The sequence below is a fragment of the Rhizobium sp. BK313 genome (assembly GCF_014193655.1).
Classification (GTDB): Bacteria; Pseudomonadota; Alphaproteobacteria; order Rhizobiales; family Rhizobiaceae; genus Rhizobium.
In genome coordinates this window covers 306,849-327,462 of the sequence record NZ_JACHZQ010000006.1, presented here as the reverse complement: position 1 = coordinate 327,462, position 20,614 = coordinate 306,849, and the positions used below count along the sequence as shown (strand labels likewise).

At 59.3% G+C, this 20,614-nt stretch carries 17 protein-coding genes and 1 pseudogene; 8 read left to right on the top strand and 10 right to left on the bottom strand.

Translation table 11 applies throughout. The annotated features are described in order from the left end of the window. Window positions 1-70: 70 nt before the first annotated feature. Window positions 71-1,759 carry an ABC transporter ATP-binding protein/permease gene (locus FHT86_RS27865; RefSeq protein WP_133709971.1) on the bottom strand — a complete coding sequence of 563 codons (1,689 nt, stop codon included), beginning with the start codon at window positions 1,757-1,759 and terminating at the stop codon, window positions 71-73. Window positions 1,760-2,303: 544 nt separating this feature from the next. On the opposite strand from FHT86_RS27865, the gene FHT86_RS27860 reads away from it, so the two are divergent. Next, window positions 2,304-3,602, top strand: a complete 1,299-nt coding sequence (locus FHT86_RS27860) for a carbohydrate porin (protein ID WP_133709972.1) — start codon at window positions 2,304-2,306, stop codon at window positions 3,600-3,602. A gap of 64 nt (window positions 3,603-3,666) precedes the next feature. On the opposite strand, the gene FHT86_RS27855 is transcribed toward FHT86_RS27860, so the two are convergent. The 9 genes and pseudogenes from FHT86_RS27855 to FHT86_RS27815 form a co-directional block, all read right to left on the bottom strand. Continuing rightward, on the bottom strand, window positions 3,667-4,920 hold the full coding sequence (locus FHT86_RS27855) for a Zn-dependent hydrolase (protein ID WP_133709973.1): 1,254 nt from the start codon (window positions 4,918-4,920) through the stop codon (window positions 3,667-3,669). A 41-nt stretch (window positions 4,921-4,961) separates the two neighbouring features. Further along, window positions 4,962-5,732, bottom strand: a complete 771-nt coding sequence (locus FHT86_RS27850) for a glutamine amidotransferase (RefSeq protein WP_133709974.1) — start codon at window positions 5,730-5,732, stop codon at window positions 4,962-4,964. Between the two features lie 33 nt (window positions 5,733-5,765). After that, entirely contained in the window at window positions 5,766-6,851 is a 1,086-nt protein-coding gene (locus FHT86_RS27845; protein WP_133709975.1) for a phosphotriesterase, read from the bottom strand. Window positions 6,852-6,854: 3 nt separating this feature from the next. Next, entirely contained in the window at window positions 6,855-7,880 is a 1,026-nt protein-coding gene (locus tag FHT86_RS27840) for an ABC transporter permease (RefSeq protein WP_133709976.1), read from the bottom strand. Continuing rightward, window positions 7,877-8,671 (bottom strand): ATP-binding cassette domain-containing protein, encoded by a 795-nt coding sequence (locus FHT86_RS27835; protein ID WP_133709977.1) that lies wholly within the window; start codon window positions 8,669-8,671, stop codon window positions 7,877-7,879. The genes FHT86_RS27840 and FHT86_RS27835 overlap by 4 nt, the downstream gene beginning before the upstream one ends. Window positions 8,672-8,761: 90 nt before the next feature. Continuing rightward, entirely contained in the window at window positions 8,762-9,703 is a 942-nt protein-coding gene (locus FHT86_RS27830) for a substrate-binding domain-containing protein (protein WP_133709978.1), read from the bottom strand. 153 nt (window positions 9,704-9,856) lie between these two features. After that, window positions 9,857-10,465: a cupin domain-containing protein gene (locus FHT86_RS27825; protein ID WP_133709979.1), complete on the bottom strand. Its 609-nt coding sequence runs from the start codon at window positions 10,463-10,465 to the stop codon at window positions 9,857-9,859. Between the two features lie 103 nt (window positions 10,466-10,568). Beyond that, window positions 10,569-10,703 (bottom strand): annotated as a pseudogene (locus FHT86_RS27820) (helix-turn-helix domain-containing protein); the annotation flags it as partial. Between the two features lie 198 nt (window positions 10,704-10,901). Beyond that, complete coding sequence (locus FHT86_RS27815) at window positions 10,902-11,759, bottom strand: GntR family transcriptional regulator (protein WP_133709980.1); 858 nt, start codon at window positions 11,757-11,759, stop codon at window positions 10,902-10,904. Between the two features lie 21 nt (window positions 11,760-11,780). On the opposite strand from FHT86_RS27815, the gene FHT86_RS27810 reads away from it, so the two are divergent. The 7 genes from FHT86_RS27810 to FHT86_RS27780 all read left to right on the top strand — a co-directional run bounded on the left by FHT86_RS27810 (window position 11,781) and on the right by FHT86_RS27780 (window position 20,507). Next, on the top strand, window positions 11,781-13,094 hold the full coding sequence (locus FHT86_RS27810; protein ID WP_133709981.1) for a M20 family metallopeptidase: 1,314 nt from the start codon (window positions 11,781-11,783) through the stop codon (window positions 13,092-13,094). A 20-nt stretch (window positions 13,095-13,114) separates the two neighbouring features. Next, window positions 13,115-14,665 (top strand): ABC transporter substrate-binding protein, encoded by a 1,551-nt coding sequence (locus FHT86_RS27805; protein WP_133709982.1) that lies wholly within the window; start codon window positions 13,115-13,117, stop codon window positions 14,663-14,665. 62 nt (window positions 14,666-14,727) lie between these two features. Beyond that, window positions 14,728-15,675 carry an ABC transporter permease gene (locus FHT86_RS27800; RefSeq protein WP_133709983.1) on the top strand — a complete coding sequence of 316 codons (948 nt, stop codon included), beginning with the start codon at window positions 14,728-14,730 and terminating at the stop codon, window positions 15,673-15,675. Next, window positions 15,668-16,492, top strand: a complete 825-nt coding sequence (locus FHT86_RS27795) for an ABC transporter permease (protein WP_133709984.1) — start codon at window positions 15,668-15,670, stop codon at window positions 16,490-16,492. The genes FHT86_RS27800 and FHT86_RS27795 overlap by 8 nt, the downstream gene beginning before the upstream one ends. A gap of 10 nt (window positions 16,493-16,502) precedes the next feature. Then, entirely contained in the window at window positions 16,503-18,131 is a 1,629-nt protein-coding gene (nikE, locus tag FHT86_RS27790; RefSeq protein WP_133709985.1) for an ABC transporter ATP-binding protein, read from the top strand. A gap of 24 nt (window positions 18,132-18,155) precedes the next feature. Then, window positions 18,156-19,376, top strand: a complete 1,221-nt coding sequence (locus FHT86_RS27785; RefSeq protein WP_133709986.1) for a M20 family metallopeptidase — start codon at window positions 18,156-18,158, stop codon at window positions 19,374-19,376. 3 nt (window positions 19,377-19,379) lie between these two features. Further along, window positions 19,380-20,507, top strand: coding sequence for a M24 family metallopeptidase (locus tag FHT86_RS27780; protein WP_133709987.1), 1,128 nt, complete (start codon window positions 19,380-19,382; stop codon window positions 20,505-20,507). The last annotated feature ends 107 nt before the right edge of the window (window positions 20,508-20,614 follow it).

Here is a 20,614-nt window from a genome sequence, read left to right as displayed (position 1 = left end):
GGGGGAATGCCCCGACCGCATTCCCTAAGAAGCTGAGCAGGTCAATTGCTTTGTGCCAGGGTGTGCTCCGTTAGGATTTGCCCCGTTGATCGATCCACGTCCAGCTTCCGTCTGCATGGTACTCAAGAACTATATCGTACCGGTTACGCGATGCGCCGGGCTCTGCGAAGTTGATGCACGTGATTGATCTTTCAGCGAGGAGCCCGATGATATGGTTCATTAATTCATGACCAAAAGTCACTTCGCCCTTCTCCACAAACAGGTATCGCGGAGCCACGATAAGGACGTTCGCAATTGCCAGTAGCTGCTGTTCCCGCGGCGAAAGAACAGTCCCCCAGTCTTGTTCGACATCCAGGTCTTTTGCGTTGACCACATGGCCAAGCCCGAGTTCTTCGAGCAGCGTCAAAATCTGCTCGTCGGATATTCCTGCCGCCATATCCGCCGGGACAAGGGTCTGCCGCAATGTTCCAGGGGCCATGTAAGGGCGCTGGGGAATAAAACGGATTTGATTGCGCGGTGGGCGGGTGATGCGTCCGCTGCCGGAAGCGCTGATGCCAGCTGTGGACCGGAGCAACTCGACGCCGGCAGTTTCGTCCTCCCCGACGACAAGCACGCGCGTATCGGTAGGGACGGACGCCGATAAATCTCTCAACAGGCCGCCTTTTGCGGACGAGGTCAATGTGAGGTGGTCAAAAACGAGTTCGCCATCTCGCTCAACGAGCTCGAGATTCGAGCGTGTCGGTTTGCGAGCCTCCTCGATAGATTCCACCAAGGAACTGATACGGGCCACAACAGCCGCGAAATTGGAGATCGACTCGAACTGCCTGACGATGAAGGAGAATGCACCGACAAGCATCGCAAACGCAGCCGCGGACTGGGTGATCACGCCGAACTCCATGTCGCCGCGAATAAAGGCCGGGGCGATGATGATAACCGGAATGATTTGTATCATCCAATTATAGCCGGTGGTGAAGAAGCCCACGTTGCGATTGATCACTATAATTCGCCTGAGATTGCTGACGAGGTCATCGAACCGCTTCAACAAAAGACTGGCATGGCGTTCTTCTCCGCCCTCAAACACGATTGACTCGGTGTTTTCTTGCACATGGATAAGGCTGGAGCGGAAGGCTGCCTCGCTGTCGAGTCGATCATAGTTCAAGTTGATCAACGGCCGGCCGAGGACGATGGTCATGTAGGATCCAAATGCCGAGTACACGACCGCAATGCTGAAAAGTAATGGACTGATTGTCCACAGCACGCCTGAAAAGGTTAAAATCGTCAGGCCGCTATTGAGCAGCATGAGAATGAAGGAAAGCGTGGTGACCGTGAACGTGCCGATGTCATTTGCAATTCTCTGATCCGGGTGCGAAAGCTTGCCGGTGACACCGACGCGATAAAAAGTACCGTCACTCATATAGAGCCCGACCGCGCGACGTGTCAGGAATTCCCGCCAGAGGAGAGCGAGGCGTTCCTCGGCAAAGCGGGCGATGACTGATACAATCGTCGAGGCAGCGAATACTCCGGTATAAAGAAACGCTTGCCGGATAAATTCCGTAGTCTGTTTCTCGGCAATGGCGGTGAAGAAGTTTCGACCGACAAAACTGTTGACGACATTAAGCGCGCTGATGCCGCAAAAGAGAACTGCCAAGGCAAAAGCGAGCAACCTTGCTCTTCGGCCCACATGTGAAGTCATAAACATTTTGACTGCGCGGGCAAATCTGCCAGCGGTCACTTTGAGCGGAATAGGTTGCTGGCTCATGTTCGCCCCCCACGGCTTACTTTCGTGCGACGAAGTATAACTGTTGCTCGGCAGCAAAGGGAGAATAAGGGTGCCGCGCCCGGCACGAAAATGCGAAGGTCACGATGACCTGTTGTCGCCTTTCATTTAATCTGCATGCCGTGCCGCCAATGGACCGGCCGCCGTCTCAGCTAAGCGCCTCATCGATAGATAAGGCCCGACGGACTGCAGCGGCGCGTCGCCCACCGGGCAAGAAGCAAACGCCGCGTCCAATCTGGCAATCCTCAGTCTTCCTCCAGCGCTTCCTCCTCCCGCTCCACCAACGCTTCCGAGCGCGCCATCGAAGCGCCCGCCTGTCGGCTGGCTCGATGCGCCGAATCGACGAGATCGGCAAACACATTGACCGTCTCGTGGCGGGTCCGACGGCAGGACGTCCGAGAGCGATTGCCGTTGATTTGGGCGATCGTAGAGAATGTCAGCTCGCTGTGGTGGGTCTCCTTATTGACTAGGATCTCTGCGAATCGTGTTAGCTTCCCTTGGGGGGCTTAGTGGGACGGGGGTGGATATGCGGCAACAGACATTGTCCGTTGTAAAAATCCTGTTGGCAGTGATTTTTTCGACTGCCGTTGCTCATGCCGGAGATCGCGCAACCAAAGCGGTTGATCCGACGAGCGCCGGCGCTCCGCCGGATTCCTGGTTGCTTGGCGACTGGGGCGGAGAACGGACCCGTCTGCAAAGGATGGGTATCGATTTTCAGTTCGGATATACCAGCGAAATCGCCTACAACCCGGCCGGTGGCATCGAGCACACGACGCGATATGCTGACCAGTATGCGGCCGGAGTGACGTTTGACCTCGATCGCCTGCTCGGCATCCCGAGCGCGCAGTTCCAGGTCACCCTGACGCAACGCCTTGGTCGCAACCTCAGCGCCGACGCCGAGCTCGGCACGCTTCAGCAGGTACAGGAGGTGTACGGTCGAGGACAGACCATCCGATTGACGGAATTCTGGTTCGACCAGAAATATGCCGACGGACTGATTGACTGGAAGATCGGCCGCATGACCTTCGGCGGGGACTTTGCGTCATTTTCATGTGACTTCCAGAATCTGACATTCTGTGGTGCGAACCCCGGCAACATTGTCGGCAACTACATCTACAATTGGCCTATCAGCCAGTGGGCGACCCGCGTCAAGGTGGCTCTAAGCGGGTTCGGCTACATCCAAGCCGGCGTCTACGACGTAAACACCAAATATCTGGGCGTCGATGACCAGGTGCTTCCAGTGTACTTTTCCGGTTCTACCGGGGCGCTGATACCGGTGGAACTCGGCTGGCTTCCCAAGTTGGGCGATGAGGGGCTGCCGGGCAGCTACAAGATTGGTGGGTGGTATGACACATCCAGCGCTGATGATGTCGTGTCCGACGTCAATGGCAATTTTTTCGCCCTAACAGGCCTGCCCCCGCGTGAGCGTCGCGGGCGGTACGGCGCCTACATCAACTTCCAGCAGCAGGTGACAAGCAATCTGAGCCTTTTCCTCAATGCCGTCGTTGCGGATGATCGTACTGCCACTACTGATCGTCAGATAGCGGGGGGATTGATCTACACAGGCCTATTCAGCTCCCGCCCCAAAGACGATATCGGCTTTGCGGTCGGCACCACGCACGTCAACAATCGCGTCGCCGACGCCCAAGCCGCGCAAGACCGTCCGGTCCCCGGATCCGAGTACGCCTTCGAGCTGTATTATACGTATCGTCCCACAACCGGGCTGCTTTTCCGCCCGAACATCCAGTACGTGGTCAATCCCGGTGGCATCAGTGAGAACAAGGACGTCGTCGTGCTGGGGCTGAAGACTGCAGCCAATTTCTGATCGTTTCGTGACTTGCACAGTTGGCTAGCGTCGTGCAGACGGCTGAATTCTGGAGACGGTCAAATCACACGATCACGAGCAACGAACACACGCTTTCCAGTGTCGCGGCGAGAAGCAGTCGGGCGCCATTGATGGCGTGAGCCGGCTCGACATATTCGGTCTCGTTATGACTAACACCGTCTCGGCAAGGCACGAAAATCATTGCAGTGGGTGCAACCCGGGAGACGAACAGCGCATCATGGAACGCGCCGGAAATCATGTGCTTGTACGGCAAGGCAAGTGCTCGTGCGGCCGTTTCAATCCGATCCGTCATGACCTTTGAAAACGAGCCGGGCGGCATATCGAAGGATGTCGAGATCTCGACGCTGCATCGCTGCGACAATGCCGCTTCCTCGCAAACTGCGCGAATCCTTGCTTCGATGGCCGCTAGGCTTAACGCATCCGGATGCCTGATATCGACGGTAAAAGTCACATGATCCGGTATGGCATTGATCGAACCCGGATGGGTCGAAAACCGCCCAACGGTCAGCCTTGCGTCGTCGTCCTGCGGCATGATCGACATTTGTAGCCGGTTCAGCGCCGAGGTTGCCGCTACCATCGGATCGCGGCGGTAAGCAAGCGACGTGGTGCCGGCATGACCTGCACTTCCCGAGAAGGTCACGGCCAGCCATCGCGTGCCCTGAACTGCGGTGACAACACCTGCGGCGAGCCCTTCGCGCTCAAGCGAAGGCCCCTGCTCGATATGCAGTTCGAGATAGGCCGAGATTGGCGTGCCAAGCGGGCGCATTGTCGCCTCGGGCAGAGCTGCGAGTGTAGCGGCGAGTTCTTGGCCGAAGCTCTCTCCGTCGCCGGAAACAACGGACCGAAAATCGTCTGGATGCGCGGCACCGACAAAGGCCATCGATCCCATGACGCCGGGCGCAAAGCGGCTGCCCTCTTCGTTCGTCCAGGCGACGACTTCGATTGCAGAGGCCGTCTCATGGTCCGCATCTTCCAAAGCCTCCAGCACTTCGAATGCGGCGAGAGTGCCGAGCGCGCCATCGAAGCGTCCGCCTGTTGGCTGGCTATCGAGATGACTGCCGATCAGCATCGCCGGCCGCGTCGCATCGCGGCCCTCACGGCGCACGAACAGGTTGGCGATCGCATCCTGAAAGACGTTGAAACCGCGTGCGGTCACGAGATCGGCGAGAAGGCGTCGCGCCGCCCGGTCTTCGCTGCTCAATGCCTGTCGGTTGACCCCGCCGGCCTTTGTCTTGCCGATTTCGGCGAAGTCGCTCAACCGGCGAAGCAGGCGCTCACCGTTGACCTCGGGCCTCATCGGTACAATCCGGCGATGTCGACGACATGGATTGGCATGGCTCAATCCTTGGCAGTGGCGAAGGCAAGCATCTGTTCAAACAGCGTCTTGTAGCCACTCCAGGCAATGAAGCCCGGTGGCAGCCAGTGCGGCCCGACATCGGATGTCCAGGCAATGGTGCGCCCCTTGCCATAGCGCCCTGTGACTAGCAACGGCAGCGAACCATAGTCGGAGGAAACGGTCGCCAGGACCTCTGCTGCGTCCTTGACGATGACTTCGTTGAAACCAAGAAGAACCGGCCAGTCCTTGCCGAGCCCGGCCAAGATCGGATGGCTCTCGTCGCCGGTGACGACGGGTGCGAACCCTTCCGGCACCTCGACCCGATCGTCGACGGAAAGGCATTCCACCGGCAGGACTTCTTCGACGGGTGTCTTGCGGTAGCGCGCGCCGCCATTGATGCCCTGGAAGCTGTAATAGCCGCCAAACATCAGTAAGCCGCCGCCACTCCGGACATAATCGCGCAGCAAGCGCAAACGGTTCGGCGTCGTCTTTGAATGAATCCAGGTATCGGGATGCAGGAGCAGCGTGTTCGCGCCGATGTCCGACAGCACAACCGCATCATAGGCGGACAGAGCCTCGATGGTTTGCGGGAAATCGCGCTGCGCCTCGTGCGCCGGCATGAAGGTGACGTCGAAGTCACTGTTCTTCAGCGCCGCCAGCAATTCGTCGGCGCCGGTGTGATAGGTCACGGTCGGAAACTGATCGAAACCCTTGATGTGGGTTGCGGTCGATACCCAGGATTCTCCAGCGAGAAGGATCTTCTTCTTGGACATGTATGCTCCTTGCGATGCGGATTTCTTAGCCGGTCAAGCGGCGGAAAAAACGGATTTCGGATTGTCGGTCAGCATTTGTTCGATCGCTGCCTGCTCAACGCCATGGCGCCTCAGCCGTGGCACGAAATGCTTGAGGATGTAGCCGTAGCCAAAACCGCCATAGCGCGTCAGCATGATTTTCAGGAAGACATCCTGCGACAGCAGCAGACGGTCGACAAAACCCATATCGATGAGGGACCGAAGGGCACGGGCATTGTCCTCATCGGAGGGCGATTGCGCGTCCTGATCGGCATAGTAGTAGTCCATGCCGATCATGTCGTATTCGAGAAACGCACCCCGCTCGGCCAGGCCTTTCTGATAGGCGAGGTCGTTATGGCTTGGGTTCATATGGCACAGGATAGTGTGCCGGAGATCGGCCCCTTCCTCTTCCACGACATCGAGCACCTTATGGGCGAGCCGCTCCCAGCCGGGAAGATGGATCGAAAGCGGCAGGCCGGTGATGCGGGAAGCGCGGGCCGAGGCGCGGAGTGATTTCAACTCCTCGGACGTGAAATCCTTGCTGACACCCACTTCGCCGATGATACCGGCCATGATCTCCGGTTGAACGGCGCCACCGCCGACATCGTTGACGATGAATTTCGTGACGGCATCAACGTCCATATCCTTCAACCACTCGGGATGGGTATGCTGAAGATAGAACCCTGTCCCCATGATGATCTTCATGCCGGACATGCGTGATATACGCGCAAGCTTTTCCGGATCGCGGCCGATACCGATATTGGTCGCCTCGATGACCGTGTGGCCACCGAGCGCCTGGAATTTCTTCAGCTCGGCAAGCGCCAGATCGCTGTCATCTAACGAGACATTGTCGCGGTTCATATACGGATTCATCCGCAATTCGCCGACGATCTCGATATTGACCTTCTGCTCGGCAATCAGCCTGTCGTCGGGATGACAGGGGCATTTCCAGGTCCGCGCCCCGTCGAGCAGGATATGCTCGTGCATGAGCGTGATGCCGAGGTCGGCGACCGGTACTGGTCCCAGAACCGTCATGGCAGTGCCGGATGCAACACCGATTGCCGCCCGCTCCCTGGGCTGTGTTTTAAACAGATCATCCATGGGTCATCGGCTCCTGACGGCCCCTCTGAAGATCCGGAAATTCAGCCAGATCGCAATGAGAATGATAGCGCCGGTGACGATCGGTGTGAGGAATGGTGACATATGCGCAAGGATCAGGCCGTTGGCGATGACGGCGACGGTCAGCGCACCAAGAATAGTGCCCAAGATCGTGCCACGGCCGCCGAACAAGCTGGTGCCGCCGAGAACCACCGCAGCGATGACGTCGAGTTCAAAACCCTGTCCGGCATTGGAGGATCCCGACCCGAGCCGGGCAGCGAGAATGATGCCGGCCATGGCGGCGGCCGTACCGGACAGAACATAGACGCATAGGGTGACGAAGCGGGTATTGACGCCTGCACGACGCACCGCCTCGGCATTGGCGCCAATACCGGTTACATAACGGCCGAAAGGCGTCTGGTTGAACGTGATATAGGCAAGGACCAGGGCAAGGAGCGCAATCAGTGCCGGCACGGGCACGCCGAAAAACCACGCCCTGCCGATTGCCGTGAAAGGACTTTCCGCGTCCACAGGAATGGAATAGCCGGCGGTGATCAGCAACGCCAGACCACGTACGACCGAAAGTCCGGCAAGCGTGACGATAAAGGCAGGAATGCGCTCATAAGCAATGAAGAAACCCTGCAAGGCCCCGACGGCACCGCCCAGGACGAGCATAAGCACGACCACAAGCGGCCAGGCTATCCCCGCCTGCAGCGATGCAGCCGAAAGAGTGGCGGTTAAAGCGAGCACGGATCCCACGGAAAGGTCTATTCCCCCAGTAGTGATGACGAAGGTCATCGACGCGGCGACAATCAACAAGGGTGCGGACTGGCGAATGATATTCAAGAGGTTGGGGGCCGTCAGGAAGGCGCTGGTGAAGATGGAAAAGAAGACGCAGACAACAAAGAAGAACAACGCGATCGACACGATGCTGCCATTGCTCATAACTTTGTCGCGCCATCTGCTTTTATGAACACGCGAACGCGGTGTTGCCGCGGTGGGCGCGTGGGCTGTGGAAGAGGATGTTGTCATGCCTGCACTCCCTGGTCCTTGCGATGACCGGCCGACCGGGCCTCAAATTTGCGTCCGACGATAAGATTGACGACTTCCTCGATGCTCGTGTCTTCAATTCTGCGCTCGGCGACGTTGTGCCCTTCATACATGACCTGAATGCGATCGCAGACGAGGAACAGGTCCTGGAGCCGATGGGTAATGAGAATGACGCTGACGCCCCGCGCACTGACCGCCTTGATGAGATCAAGTACGGCCTCGACTTCGGCGACGGCAAGCGCCGCCGTTGGTTCGTCCATGATCAGCACGGTCGGGTTGAACGAAGCCGCTCTCCCGATCGCGATCGATTGACGCTGCCCGCCGGACAGATTTTCCACCTTCAACCGCGTATCGGCAATAACGATACCGAGCCGCTCGAGCATATCGCGCGCTTCGTCGTGCATCTTCTTATTGTCGAGAAACGGAAGTCCGAGCAGGCGGCGACGGGGCTCCCGGCCCAGAAAGATGTTGCCGGCTACATCGACGCTGTCACAGAGGGACAGATCCTGGTAGACCATCTCGATGCGCGCTGCGCGTGAATCGGCGGGAGATGCGAAGGCGACGGTCTTTCCGTCAATTTCGATGGATCCGGAATCGGGAATGACCGCGCCGGACAGAACCTTGCTCAAGGTCGACTTGCCGGCGCCGTTGTCACCGACGAGGCCGAGAACTTCCCCCGGCTTCAAGGTCAGCGACACATCGTCAAGGGTCTGGATCGTCTGATAACGTTTGGAGATACCGGTCATTCTGACGCGGTAGGTTTCGTCGTTCATGGCGTTTCCACCTGACAAGAGTTTCTGCTGCGCGGATGTCATGCAAACCGCAGCCATTCGTGGTCACGGTTTGCGTATTCGAGCCGCCGCCTACTTGAACATGTCCCGGAACTTGTCGACATTGTCCTTGGTGACGATGGTGACCGGAACATTGATGATCTTGTCGATCGTTCCACCCTTTTTGACCTTGTCAAGCGCTTCAACAGCAGCTTTGCCTTCGCCAGCCGGATCCTGCTGGATGACTGCGGTGACCCAGCCCTGGTCGATACCCTCGATCGCCTGCTTGGTCAGATCCCAGCCGAACACCTTGACGTCGCCGGTACGACCCTGGCTTGTTACGGCCGAAACCGCGCCGAGAAGCGCCGGCTCGCCGGTCGCATAAAGCGTCGTCATGTCAGGATTGGCCGTCATCAGGTTTTCGGCGGCACTGAGTGCGACGTCCTGAACGTTCTGGCCGTCGACCGTATCCAGAAACGTCACTTTCTCGCCGCTGTCGGCAACTGCCTTTTTAAAGCCGTCGAGACGCTGATTCTGGATGTAGGAATTGAGCGCCCCGACGACGCCTATCTTGGCGGAACCGCCCATCTTGCTTTTGACGTAGTCAGCGTAAAACTTGCCGATGTCGCCGCCGGCCTTTGTGTTGTCGACACCGACGAAGGCGATGTTGTCGCCATCGGGGATCTGCGCATCAATGGCGATGACTGGAATTCCGGCGTTTTTGGCGGCCGTGACCGCAGGTTTTACGCCGTTCACGTCGATCGCGACCAGAATGATGCCATCGACTTTCTGGGTGATGTAGTTCTCGATCGCGTCGTTTTGCGCGCTCGGCACGTTGTTCGCGTTGAAGATGACGAGATCGGCTCCGACAGCCTTGGCCGCGGCCTTTGCCCCGTCGTTGATCTGGTTGAAGAAGAGTGCCTGCTGGTTGATGGTCACCAGCGCGAAGGTTTCGGCAAAGGCCGAAGCGGAGCCGAAAGCGAACGTTAGAGCTGCGGCGGCAGCGCAGCCTGCTAGATATTTGGAAAGGCGCATGTGTGTTCCCCTTGCGGAAAGGCCCGTGGACGGGCTCATTGGCGTTGTCAGCGGAGGCATAATTCAAGAGACTTTAATGATTGTCAAGTCTCTTGAATTTACTCGACGCAGCCTGTGAAAGGAGACCAGAGGTTCGCAGATCGCGCCGAATTGTCAGAACGTCGCCGGCGTATTGACCCAGAATATGCTCGCGCGCGTTGTTCCCACATTTCTGTACCAATGCGGCAACTCGGAATTAAACACGAAGGAGTCGCCGACCGAAAGCTTGAATGTCTTTTCGCCGACCATCAACTCGATGGAGCCCGCAAGCATATAGCCAACTTCTTCGCCGGCATGTTGAATGGGGCCGGCACTTTCCCCGCCCGGTTCGATGTGGTGAATATTGCACTGAAGCAAATGGCCTGGTGAATACGGAATGATACGCTCAAGCGAGATGCCTTCGCCGCGTCTGAGCGGATCAAGTCCAATCAGAGGGCGCGTTCCCGCGCGAAAGACGATGCCTTCTTCGCCGTCGGCCTCTTCGAACATCCAACCGATGTTCGTATGGAGCACCTCAGCCAGCCGATGCAGCATCGGCAAGGAGGGCGATGCCTTGCCGTTTTCGATTTTCGAAAGCAGGCTCTCCGAACAATCGGCCTCCGTCGCAAGCGCCTTGAGCGTCATCCCGAGCGTCTGCCTAGCAAGCCGCACCCGCACACCAAGGCGGCCTTGGTTAGCGCTCGAAGGACGATCTTCAACGCCTGGCTGGATATCGATTTTCATTGGCTTTTTCATGTGTCCGAATTGTTTTTGGATGCTCCGAGATTACCGGAAATTACGCGGATCTGTCCACAATGGTGTTTTGATGACGCTTATCGTCGGGGGATCTGAACTTCCTTGGCCCGTAAGCAGGTGCCTCAAGACCACGCTCGATATATTTGCGAATTGTCTTTCGATCGACACCGGTCTGCCTGGCGATCGCTGTCACCGGCATCTCTTGCCGATGCAAATCTAAGATCATGACTATCCCGCCAAATTTTTTTACCGCCAATTGTCTCTCGCCATCCAGAGCAGTAACGGTGATGACGCGCCGCTGGTCTTCCAAGGCGCGCGCCGGAAGACCAGCGGCTACGTTAAACTGGGGAGTATTGCTCTGGTATCGACAACGCCTGATAGTTGCGATCGCAACCGGCGCACGCCTGCCTTTCCGGCTCAACAACTATTGAATCTCGTGCACATAACGGTGATTGTTTGTCGTCGCGCGATGGGTCGAGGCCAATACCGGGACCGCGGATTGATCGTAGGCAACCTCTTCAATTGTCAAAACCGCCGCGGGTAGCGGAAGCTTGAGCCATTTGGCGTCATCTTCATCGGCGAGTACAGCCGCTATCTGTTCACGAACGGCCGAGATCCGTATGCCATAGCGGTCGAGCAGGTACAGGTAGAAGAGGGGCGGAATCTCGTCCTTGTCCTCGGTAAAATCTGGCAGCCGCGCTTCTGCAAGGACGAGAGTCTCATGCATGATCGGCTTGCCATCAACGCTTCTTAGGCGATGGAAGCGAACGACGCTGCTGTTCGCCTCGAGCTGCAATTTCGTACATTCACCCTCCGTCGCTGTGCCCCTGTGAAGCGAAGTGACCTTTGTCATCGAGTGCTGAAGCGATCCATCGAGGCCATGCAATCGAAAATATTGAAAAAAGAACCGAAGGCTATGCTGGGGCGTCCGGCCGGTGACCACGGTGCCGGTCTTGCGCCGGCGGCTGAGCAGGCCCTCGTTCGTGAGATCCATCAACGCCCTGCGGATCGTTCCGACGGCGACGCCGAACTGTTGCGATAGTGCGATCTCACTCGGTAGAACCGTGCCTGCCTCCCATTTGCCCAGCATGATGGCTTCGGAGATCTGCCGTTTGACCACCTCGTACAGCGGGAGTGAGAAGTCCGATGCGCGGACGATATCTGCTGAAGAAATAGGCGTTTTCTCCAATGATTTGCCTCTTATTTGGAGTTGACACTTGGCTGCGCGATTTGCATCATTACTATATAGTTTATATAAAAGCGCTTGGCGATGCGCTTTCATCGGCCGCCTTGGGATTTTGGGATGGACCTGCACGAACCCCTGTTATCACCGCAGCTTTCGAGAGCCATGGCGTCAATCGAAGCCAATGTCGAGCGGGCAATTGACGATCTTTCGCGGATGATCGCGGTTGATACCTCTTTCCCGCCTGGTCAGGGATACGATGCTTTTGCCGCGCTCATGGAAAAGCTTTTGACGCCGCTTGCTTTCGAAGCGCGCCGCATCGTCGTGCCCGAGGCCTTGTGGCGCGTGGAGGGTGGTCCTGCGAGCGGGCGCAGAACCAATCTAGTCGCGGAACGAAACACCGGAAAACCGGTATGCGGTCTCTACTATCATGTCGACACGGTGCCTGTGGCGCCTGGGTGGGCGCACGATCCATTTCACCTGACTCGTGAAGGGGATCGGCTTTTCGGTCTTGGCGCGGCCGATATGAAAGGCACAATTGCCGCGTCCCTGCTGGCGCTGTGGGCCGCTCAGGAGCACGGTGTCGAGCTTGCCTATAACCCCATGCTCCTTTTGTGCACCGACGAAGAAGGTGGGCTCTATCCTGGAATCCGGTATCTGGCGGAGCAGGGGATGTTGAAGGGTCATATCGTCAATTTCAACGGTTCGGCCGCTGCACGTATCTGGGCTGGTTGCTTCGGTGTTTTTCACCTACAGGTCCGCATCAAAGGCCACGCCGTGCATGCCGGTGAAGGCAACCGGACTGGCGCCGGCATCAATGCGATTGAAGGTGCGCTGCCTATCCTCAATGCGTTGCAAGCACTGAAGCCCGATATTGCCACGCGGGAATCGAAATTGCCGCCTCCGCCGCATGCAACGGGGCCGCTCAGGCCGCAGCTGACAATTTCCACCATCCAAGGCGGCACGAGCGGCGGCCAGGTGCCAGCCGAGGTCCGGTTTTTGGTAAGCCGTCGCTACGCGCCGGAAGAAAACTACGAAGAGGCTCGGGCCGAAATCGAGGCTGTCATCCGGTCAGGCGCTGACTCGGTACCCGGTCTCGGCCTCGACATTCAGTTGGTTGGCCATCTCATTCCGACATCCGATCCCTACGGTCCCCACTGGCCGCGCTGGCAGGAGGCGCTTTGCCTCGGCTTTGGGTACCGGCCGGAGGACTTTCGCAAATGGGGTGCCGCAAGCTGTTCGGATTTCGGGTACGTGCAGCAGATCACCGGCATGCAGGAGGTGATCCTGAGTGGCCTTGGACGCCCGGAAAGCTGCATCCACAGCCCGGAGGAGCACACGACCTGTGAGGACATCGTCTCCCTGGCGAAAACTATCCTCGCCTATCTCTCCAGAGATTTTGCGCCCGATCGCATTCCTGAACATCAGCCATAACCTATAAAGGGAACTTCGACATGCTTGAAATGAATCGACGCCGGTTTCTTGCCGGTACCGCATTCTTCCTCGCTGCGCCGTCACTGAGCTTCGCTCAGGCGGCAGCACCAGCCAAGGGCGGGACGCTCCGCATTTCCATCGATCAGGCCGCCAGCGTCATCCATCCGCTGCTGACGCGCGTGAATCCGGAATATCTGGTCACGGAGCTTCTCTACAGCAACCTGACGCGATTGAAGGTGGACATGACGGTTGAGCCCGATCTCGCCGAGAGCTGGAGCGCCAGCGACGATCTCACCGAATGGACCTTCAAGCTGCGCAACGGCGTCAAATTCCATGACGGCTCCGCCATGACCTCGGCCGACGTCGTCGCGACCTTCAAGGCGATCCTCGATCCAAAGAATGCATCGCCGGGCCGCAACAATGTCGGTCCGATCACCGATGTCACGGCGAAAGATCCCGCCACCGTCGTCTTCAAGCTATCGGGTGCTTACGCCGACTTGCCAGCCGCTCTCGCCTACACGAACGCCCGTATCATTCCGGCCTCCATCGCGACCGGCGACTTCAAGAAGCTGTCCACCGCGGCCAACGGCACCGGCCCGTTTAAGCTGGTTTCCTACGAACCGGACCGGTTGATCGTCGTCGAACGGAATCCCAATTATTACGATCCGGCGCGTCCTTACCTCGACCGTATCGAAGTGCAGGTCTTCCCTGACATCTCCGCCGAAGGGTCCGCGATGATCGCCGGCGACGTAGACGTGATGTCGACTGTGCAACCGACGGAATATCTGAGGATGCAGGGCAGCGATGGCGTCGATGTGCTTCGCGTCCCGTCTGGTCAGTTCTGCAACATCAATTTCGGCTGCGATACCAAGCCGTTCAACGATCCGCGCGTCCGCCGCGCTCTCGCCTTGACTGTCGACCGCAAGGCAATGGTGGATTTCGTCACTGAAGGCTTCGGCACGCCAGGCAACGACACGCCGATCAACGCGTCCTACCATTTCTATTCGGATATGCCGCTTCGCGAGGCGAATATCGACGAGGCCAAGAAGCTGCTGGCCGAAGCCGGCTATCCCGATGGCTTCGAGGCGACGCTGATTGCCTCCGACACGCCAGCGGTGCGCACCCAGCTTGCCGTCGCCTTCCGCGAAATGGCCAAGGAAGCCGGCGTCAAGATCAATGTCCAGACAATGCCGCATGCGACTTATCTCGAGCAGGTCTGGAAGAAGGGCAGCTTTTATGTCGGCTTCTACAACATGCAGCCGACCGAGGACGGCATCTTCAAGCTGCTCTACACCTCCGACGCCGCCTGGAACGAGACGCGCTGGAACAACAAGGACTTCGACAAGCTGATCGCGGCCGCCCGCGGTACGAAGGACGAAGCCAAGCGCAAGGAGCTCTATGCCCAGGCGCAGAAGCTGATGAACGATGAGGTGCCGTCGATCATCCCGTCCTTCTTCGACGTGCTCGCCGCCAAGCGCAGCTGGGTACAGGGCTTCCAGGTGCATCCGCGCGCATCGGTCTTCCGGCTGGACTATGTCTCGCTGACCGACAAGGCGCCGAAGCGCGGCTAAAAGCCTGCCGCCAAGCCGGACGTCGAAGGGCGTCCGGCCTCTGTCGTTGGAAGGAAGACCAGGTGTCGCCGAACTATATCCTCAAGCGCGTGATGATGATCGTCTACACGCTCTTCATCGTGTCGCTGATCGTCTTTGCCATCACCCAGGTTCTGCCTGGCGATGCCGCCGTCATCATGCTGGGCGAGAATGCAACCAAAGAAGCGCTGGATGCCCTGCGTCAAAGCATGGGCCTCAACGCGCCCGTCTGGGTACAATATGGCCGCTGGCTCGGCGGTGTCCTGCATGGCGATTTCGGGACGTCGCTTCGAACCGGTCAGGCGGTCGGCCCCGTCATGCTCGAAGCGCTGAGCCGTTCGCTGCTCTTGGCCGTCCTGTCGATCGCCCTGATGCTGATCCTCGCCATTCCTCTCGGCATCATCGCGGCGGTGCGCCGCGGCCGGATCGCCGACATGGTGGTGAGCCTGATTTCCTATGCCGGCATCTCCCTGCCGGAATTCGTGACCGCGACGGTTGCCGTTCTGATTGTCGGCGACTGGCTGAAATGGCTGCCGCCGACCGGCTATGTGCCGCTGACGGAAAACGTCCTTGGCGGCATTCAGCATCTGATCCTGCCTGTCTGCGTCATATCGATCATCCTGATCGCCCATGTCTCGCGCATGGTCCGATCCGAACTGGTCGACGTCCTGCACACCGATTATGTACGGGCTGCGCGGATCAAGGGACTATCAGGTATGACAGTGCTATTCCGCCATGCCCTCAGGAATGCGCTTTTGCCGACGATTACCGTCGTGGCGCTGGATGTCGGCTATCTGCTCGGCGGCGTCATCGTGGTGGAAGAGATTTTCGCCATTCCCGGCATTGGGCGGGCGCTGATCGTGGCGATCCAGACCCGCGACCTGCCGTCGATCCAGGCGGGCGTGCTGATCATGGCCGCCACCTATTCCATCGTCAATTTCGTTGCCGACATCCTCTATGCGTGGCTCGACAAGAGGATCCAATATGATTGAGTTTCTCAAGCGGCTGCTACGCACCCCGCAGGGCGCGATCGGCCTCCTCATTGTCCTGCTGGCACTCGTCATCGTGCTCTTCGGGCCGTCTCTCGCACCACATGATCCCGAAAGCCTCGCGCCGCTTGCCCGCTACAAACCGTCAAGCCTGAATTACCTCATGGGAACGGACCAATACGGCCGCGACATTCTGAGCCGCCTGCTCATCGGCGGCCGCGCCACCATCAGTATGGCCGTGCTTGCAACCGTCGCCGGCACGTTGGTCGGCGCGCTGATCGGCACAACCTCGGCCTTTCTCGGCGGGCGGTCCGACGAAGTGATCATGCGGACGGTCGATTCGGTCATGTCCATTCCAAGCCTGCTGTTTGCGCTGCTGGTGGTCAATCTGCTGGGTTCGAGCACCGCCAATGCGCTGATCGCCGTCGCGGTCGCCTTCGCGCCAAGCATGGCGCGCGTCACCCGCAGCGTTGCGCTTTCGGTGCGCAAACAGGACTATATCAGCGCGGCGATCGCCCGCGGCGAACGTTCGTCCTATATCATCCTTCGCGAAATGCTTCCCAATGTGGTGGCGCCGATCATCGTCGAGATGACGATCCGGATATCCTTCGCCGTGATGCTGTTTGCCACCTTGAGCTTCCTCGGGCTCGGAGCCCAGCCGCCGGCCGCCGAATGGGGGCTGATGGTCTCCGAAGCACGTCAATATATGCACCTCAGCGCTGGCATCCTGATCTGGCCCAGCCTTGCCATCGCCATCGTCGCCGTTGGGTTCAACCTTCTTGGCGACGGTCTGCGCGACGCTCTCAACCCGCGAACGTGAGGACGGCACCATGACGAATGCCACAACGCCAACCCTCGACATCCGCAACTATTCGCTGGACTACGCGACATCAGGCGGCAGGTTCCATGCGCTGAAGGATATCAATCTTTCGGTCGGCCGAAGCGAAATCCTCGGGCTTGTCGGCGAATCCGGATCGGGCAAGACGTCGCTTGCCTGGTCGATCATGCGCTACCTGCCGAAGAACGCACGCGAGACCGGCGGCAGCATTCTCCTGGCCGGCGAGGACCTAGCCGCCAAATCCGCGGCCGAGATCGACAAACTGCGCGGCCGGCGTATCAGCATGGTGTTCCAGGACCCGAGCACCTCGCTCAATCCTACGCTCTCGCTTGGACGGCAACTTTCCGAAGTGCTGGTGCGGCATCGAGGCCTGACGAAAACGCAGGCCTGGAAGGAAGGCGAGGCGATGCTGGCGCATGTCGGTCTCAAGACGCCGGCGGACATGATGCACCGCATGCCGCATGAGGCCTCGGGCGGCGAGAAGCAGCGTGTCGTCATTGCCACCGCCTTCGCCTGCAATCCCGAATGCATCATCTTCGACGAGCCGACGACGGCGCTCGACGTTATCACCTCTCGGCAGATCCTCGATCTCTTCGTTGCGCTGCAGGCGGAAACGGGTGTCGCCTGCCTCTATATCTCGCACGACCTTGCGCTGGTCTCCCGCACAGCGAGCCGCGTCGCCGTCATTCGCCGCGGCGTGATCGTCGAGCAGGGCGATGCGGCGCAGATTTTCGGGGCTCCGCAGGACGACTATACGCGCGAACTTATCGCCGCAGTTCCCGATCCGCGCCATCGCTTGGTGAAGACCGAAATCGATGCAGCCAAAGAGCCGCTGGTCAAGGTCGAGAATGTCAGCGTGCACTATGGCCGAAAGCCAATCTTCGCGGCGCTGACGGGCCGGGCGCATCAAGGGACCGTCGGCAATCGCGCCGTCAGCCTGACCGTCAATCCCGGTGAAATCCTTGGCATTGTCGGCGAGTCTGGATCGGGCAAGTCCACGCTTGCCAAGGCGATGACCGGCCTCAATCGCTTCGAAGGCAAGATCTGGTTTGCCGGGAAGCCGATCTCCGGTCTTCGGGACATGGGCACTGAGTATCGCAAGGACGTGCAGATCATCTTCCAGCATCCCGACGCCTCGCTTAATCCGCGCCAGAAGATCGGCGAGATCCTGTCGCGGCCGCTGAAGCTTTACGGCAAGGATGGTTCCAATACCGAGGAGATCGGCGCCATGCTGGAGCAGGTTCGGCTGCCGCGCAGCCATGCCGATCGCTATCCGCACCAGCTCTCCGGTGGCGAGAAGCAGCGTGTGGCGATCGCCCGCGCCTTTGCTTCCAAGCCGAAACTCGTCATCTGCGATGAGATCACCTCCGCGCTGGATGTCTCGGTCCAGGCCTCGATCATCCAGCTGCTGCTTGAACTGCAGAAAGCCAGCAACACGGCCTATCTCTTCATCACCCACGACCTCAATCTCATCCGCCAGATCGCCCATCGCATCGCGGTGATGTATCGCGGCGATCTCATCGAAATCGCGAGGGCCGAGGAGATCGACCGTCCGGAGCGTGCCGACTATACGCGCCGGCTCCTGGAAGCGGTGCCACCACCCGCGGGCACTCAAGCCTGATATTGCAATGTAAGGAGCATGATTATGGACCCCAAATCCCTCGTCGGCCAAATCGATGAGAAAGCTTGTCTCGACTTCCTGTCGAAGATGGTCCGCCACAAGAGCCATTCGCAGACCGATGGCGAGCGGGAGCTTGCCCGCGTGATGGCCGAAGAGATGAAGGCGATTGGCCTCGATGCCGAGTTGCAGCCCTTCGACAATGGCGAGCGCTTCAATGCGATCGGCAGGCTGAAGGGAACGGGCGGCGGCAAGAGCCTGCTGTTCAACGGTCACCTCGACACCAACCCGGTGACCGAGGGCTGGACCGTCGATCCCTATGGCGGCCTGGTGGACGACAAGTTTATCTACGGGATCGGCGTTTCCAATATGAAGGCAGGCGATGCCGCCTATTTCTGCGCCGTCAAGACCTTGCTGGACGCGGGCGTCAAGCTCAAGGGCGATGTCGTGCTGACTTTCGTCGTCGGCGAATTGCAGGGTGGTGTCGGCACGCTTGCCGCCATTCGCAGCGGCGTGAAGGCGGACTATTTCGTCAACAGCGAGCCGAGCGATCTCGTTGCGGTCACTATGCATGCCGCAGCCCTTTCCTTCGTCATCGAGCTGACCGGCGATACTCGCCACTTGTCCAAACGGGAAGAATCGGTCGACGCGATTGCCGCCGCCTGCGACATCATTCCGCGTATCAATGCCATGACGTTCAGCGGGGCCAGGAGCGAAGTGCACCGGTCGATCAATCGTGGCCATGTGGGCGTGGTTCATGGTGCGCTCGGCCGCAATCTCGAAGAATGGCGGCCGCCGCAGGTGGCTGACTTCGTTCGTTTGAAGGGCTCCTGCCGCTACGCGCCTGGTCAGACGCAGGAAGGTGTCCTGGCCGATTTGCAGGCAGAGCTTACCGCGCTGGAAGGGCGTTTCCCCGGTCTTAAGGCCAAGCTCGTGCCGGAAATGATCGAGGGACGTCCGCTCATGCCTCCTTTCGAGGTGTCCCCAGAATCGCGGATCGTCAAGGCGATCAACCGCGCCTACGAAACTGTGCGCGGCGAAAAGCAGCCGACAGGCGCCATCACGCCGACACGCTTCTACGGCACGGACGCCGGCCATCTCTACAAGGAGCTCGGCATGGAAGGCATCGTCTGTGGCCCCGGTGGACGCTATAACACGATGCCGGACGAGCGTGTCGACATCGTCGATTATCTCGACATGATCCGCGTCTACATGCTCACCATTCTCGATATCTGCGAGGCGGCGTAAGCGATGTTTCCGCGGGACGAATATCACTGGCGCATCGCCAAAGCCCGGCAGGCGATGGCGTCTGCTGACGTCGATCTCCTGCTCGTCGACAGCGGCGAGCTTCTGGCCTGGCTGACCGGTTATACCGTCTCGGAAACAATGTATCGCGCGGCCTTCCTGCCGCGCGACGGCAATCCCTGGTTCGTTTTGCGTGCGCTCGACGAAGCGCCCGGCCGGGAAAAGACCTGGATCGAGGATGTCGTCGGCTTTGCCGATACGGATAACCCGCATTCGGTCATCGCCGAGAATGTTCGCGCCCGCGGTTTCGCCGGGGCGCGTATCGGCGTGGATACGCATTCGCCGTGCCACAGCGCGGCAACGCATGCCAAGCTTGTCGCGCTGCTTGCCGGCGCCGAGATCGTGCCAATGCCGGGTCTCAGCGAGAGCTTGCGTTGGGTAAAGTCTACGGCGGAAATCGGTGCGCTCCAGCAGGCGGCCGCAATCGCCGACAAGGCAATGTTGGCAATCGCGCAGATTGCGCGGCCGGGCATGACTACCCGGGATGCCGCGGCGGTGGCATCCGCCGTTTTCCTAAGGGAAGGGGCGGATACCGGCGAGGTCGGACCGGTGGTGAAGGCTTCCGGCAGCCACGAATTCCTGCACGGCATCTTCAAGACGGAACGCCTCGACGAAGGCGATATCCTGCATGTCGAGCTTATTCCACGCGTTGCCAATTACAGCGCCCGGCTGATGAGGCCCATCGTCGTCGGCCGGCCCTCCAGGGCAATGCGAGAGACTGCCGAGCGACTGATCGCGCTACAGGACCGGCAGATCGAAGCGATGAAGGCGGGCGCGATTGCGAGCGAAGTCGATGCGGTCCTCCGCGAGGGGGCTCTGTCGCAGGGACTGCGGCCGACCTATCAGAATGTCACCGCCTATACGCTCGGCCTTTATACGCGCACGGCGCGTACGAGCGACTTTTCCCGCGTTCTGCTGCCGACATCGGACTGGGCCCTGGAAGAGGGCATGGTTTTCCATGCCTACACAACGGCGGCTGGTCTCGGCTTTAGCGAAACCGTCTCCGTCTCCCGGGGTGGGGGGGAACGCCTGACGCGTACGCCGCGCGAAATACTGTACGGCCCGAAGGCTTGAGCGCGTCGGCCTTCCGGCTGCACACTGTTTAATTCGCTCAGCAAGCGTCGCGTCCGATCCGACCTTTTCCAGAAGCATTGCGGGTTGTCGTACGGGCAATCAGCTTC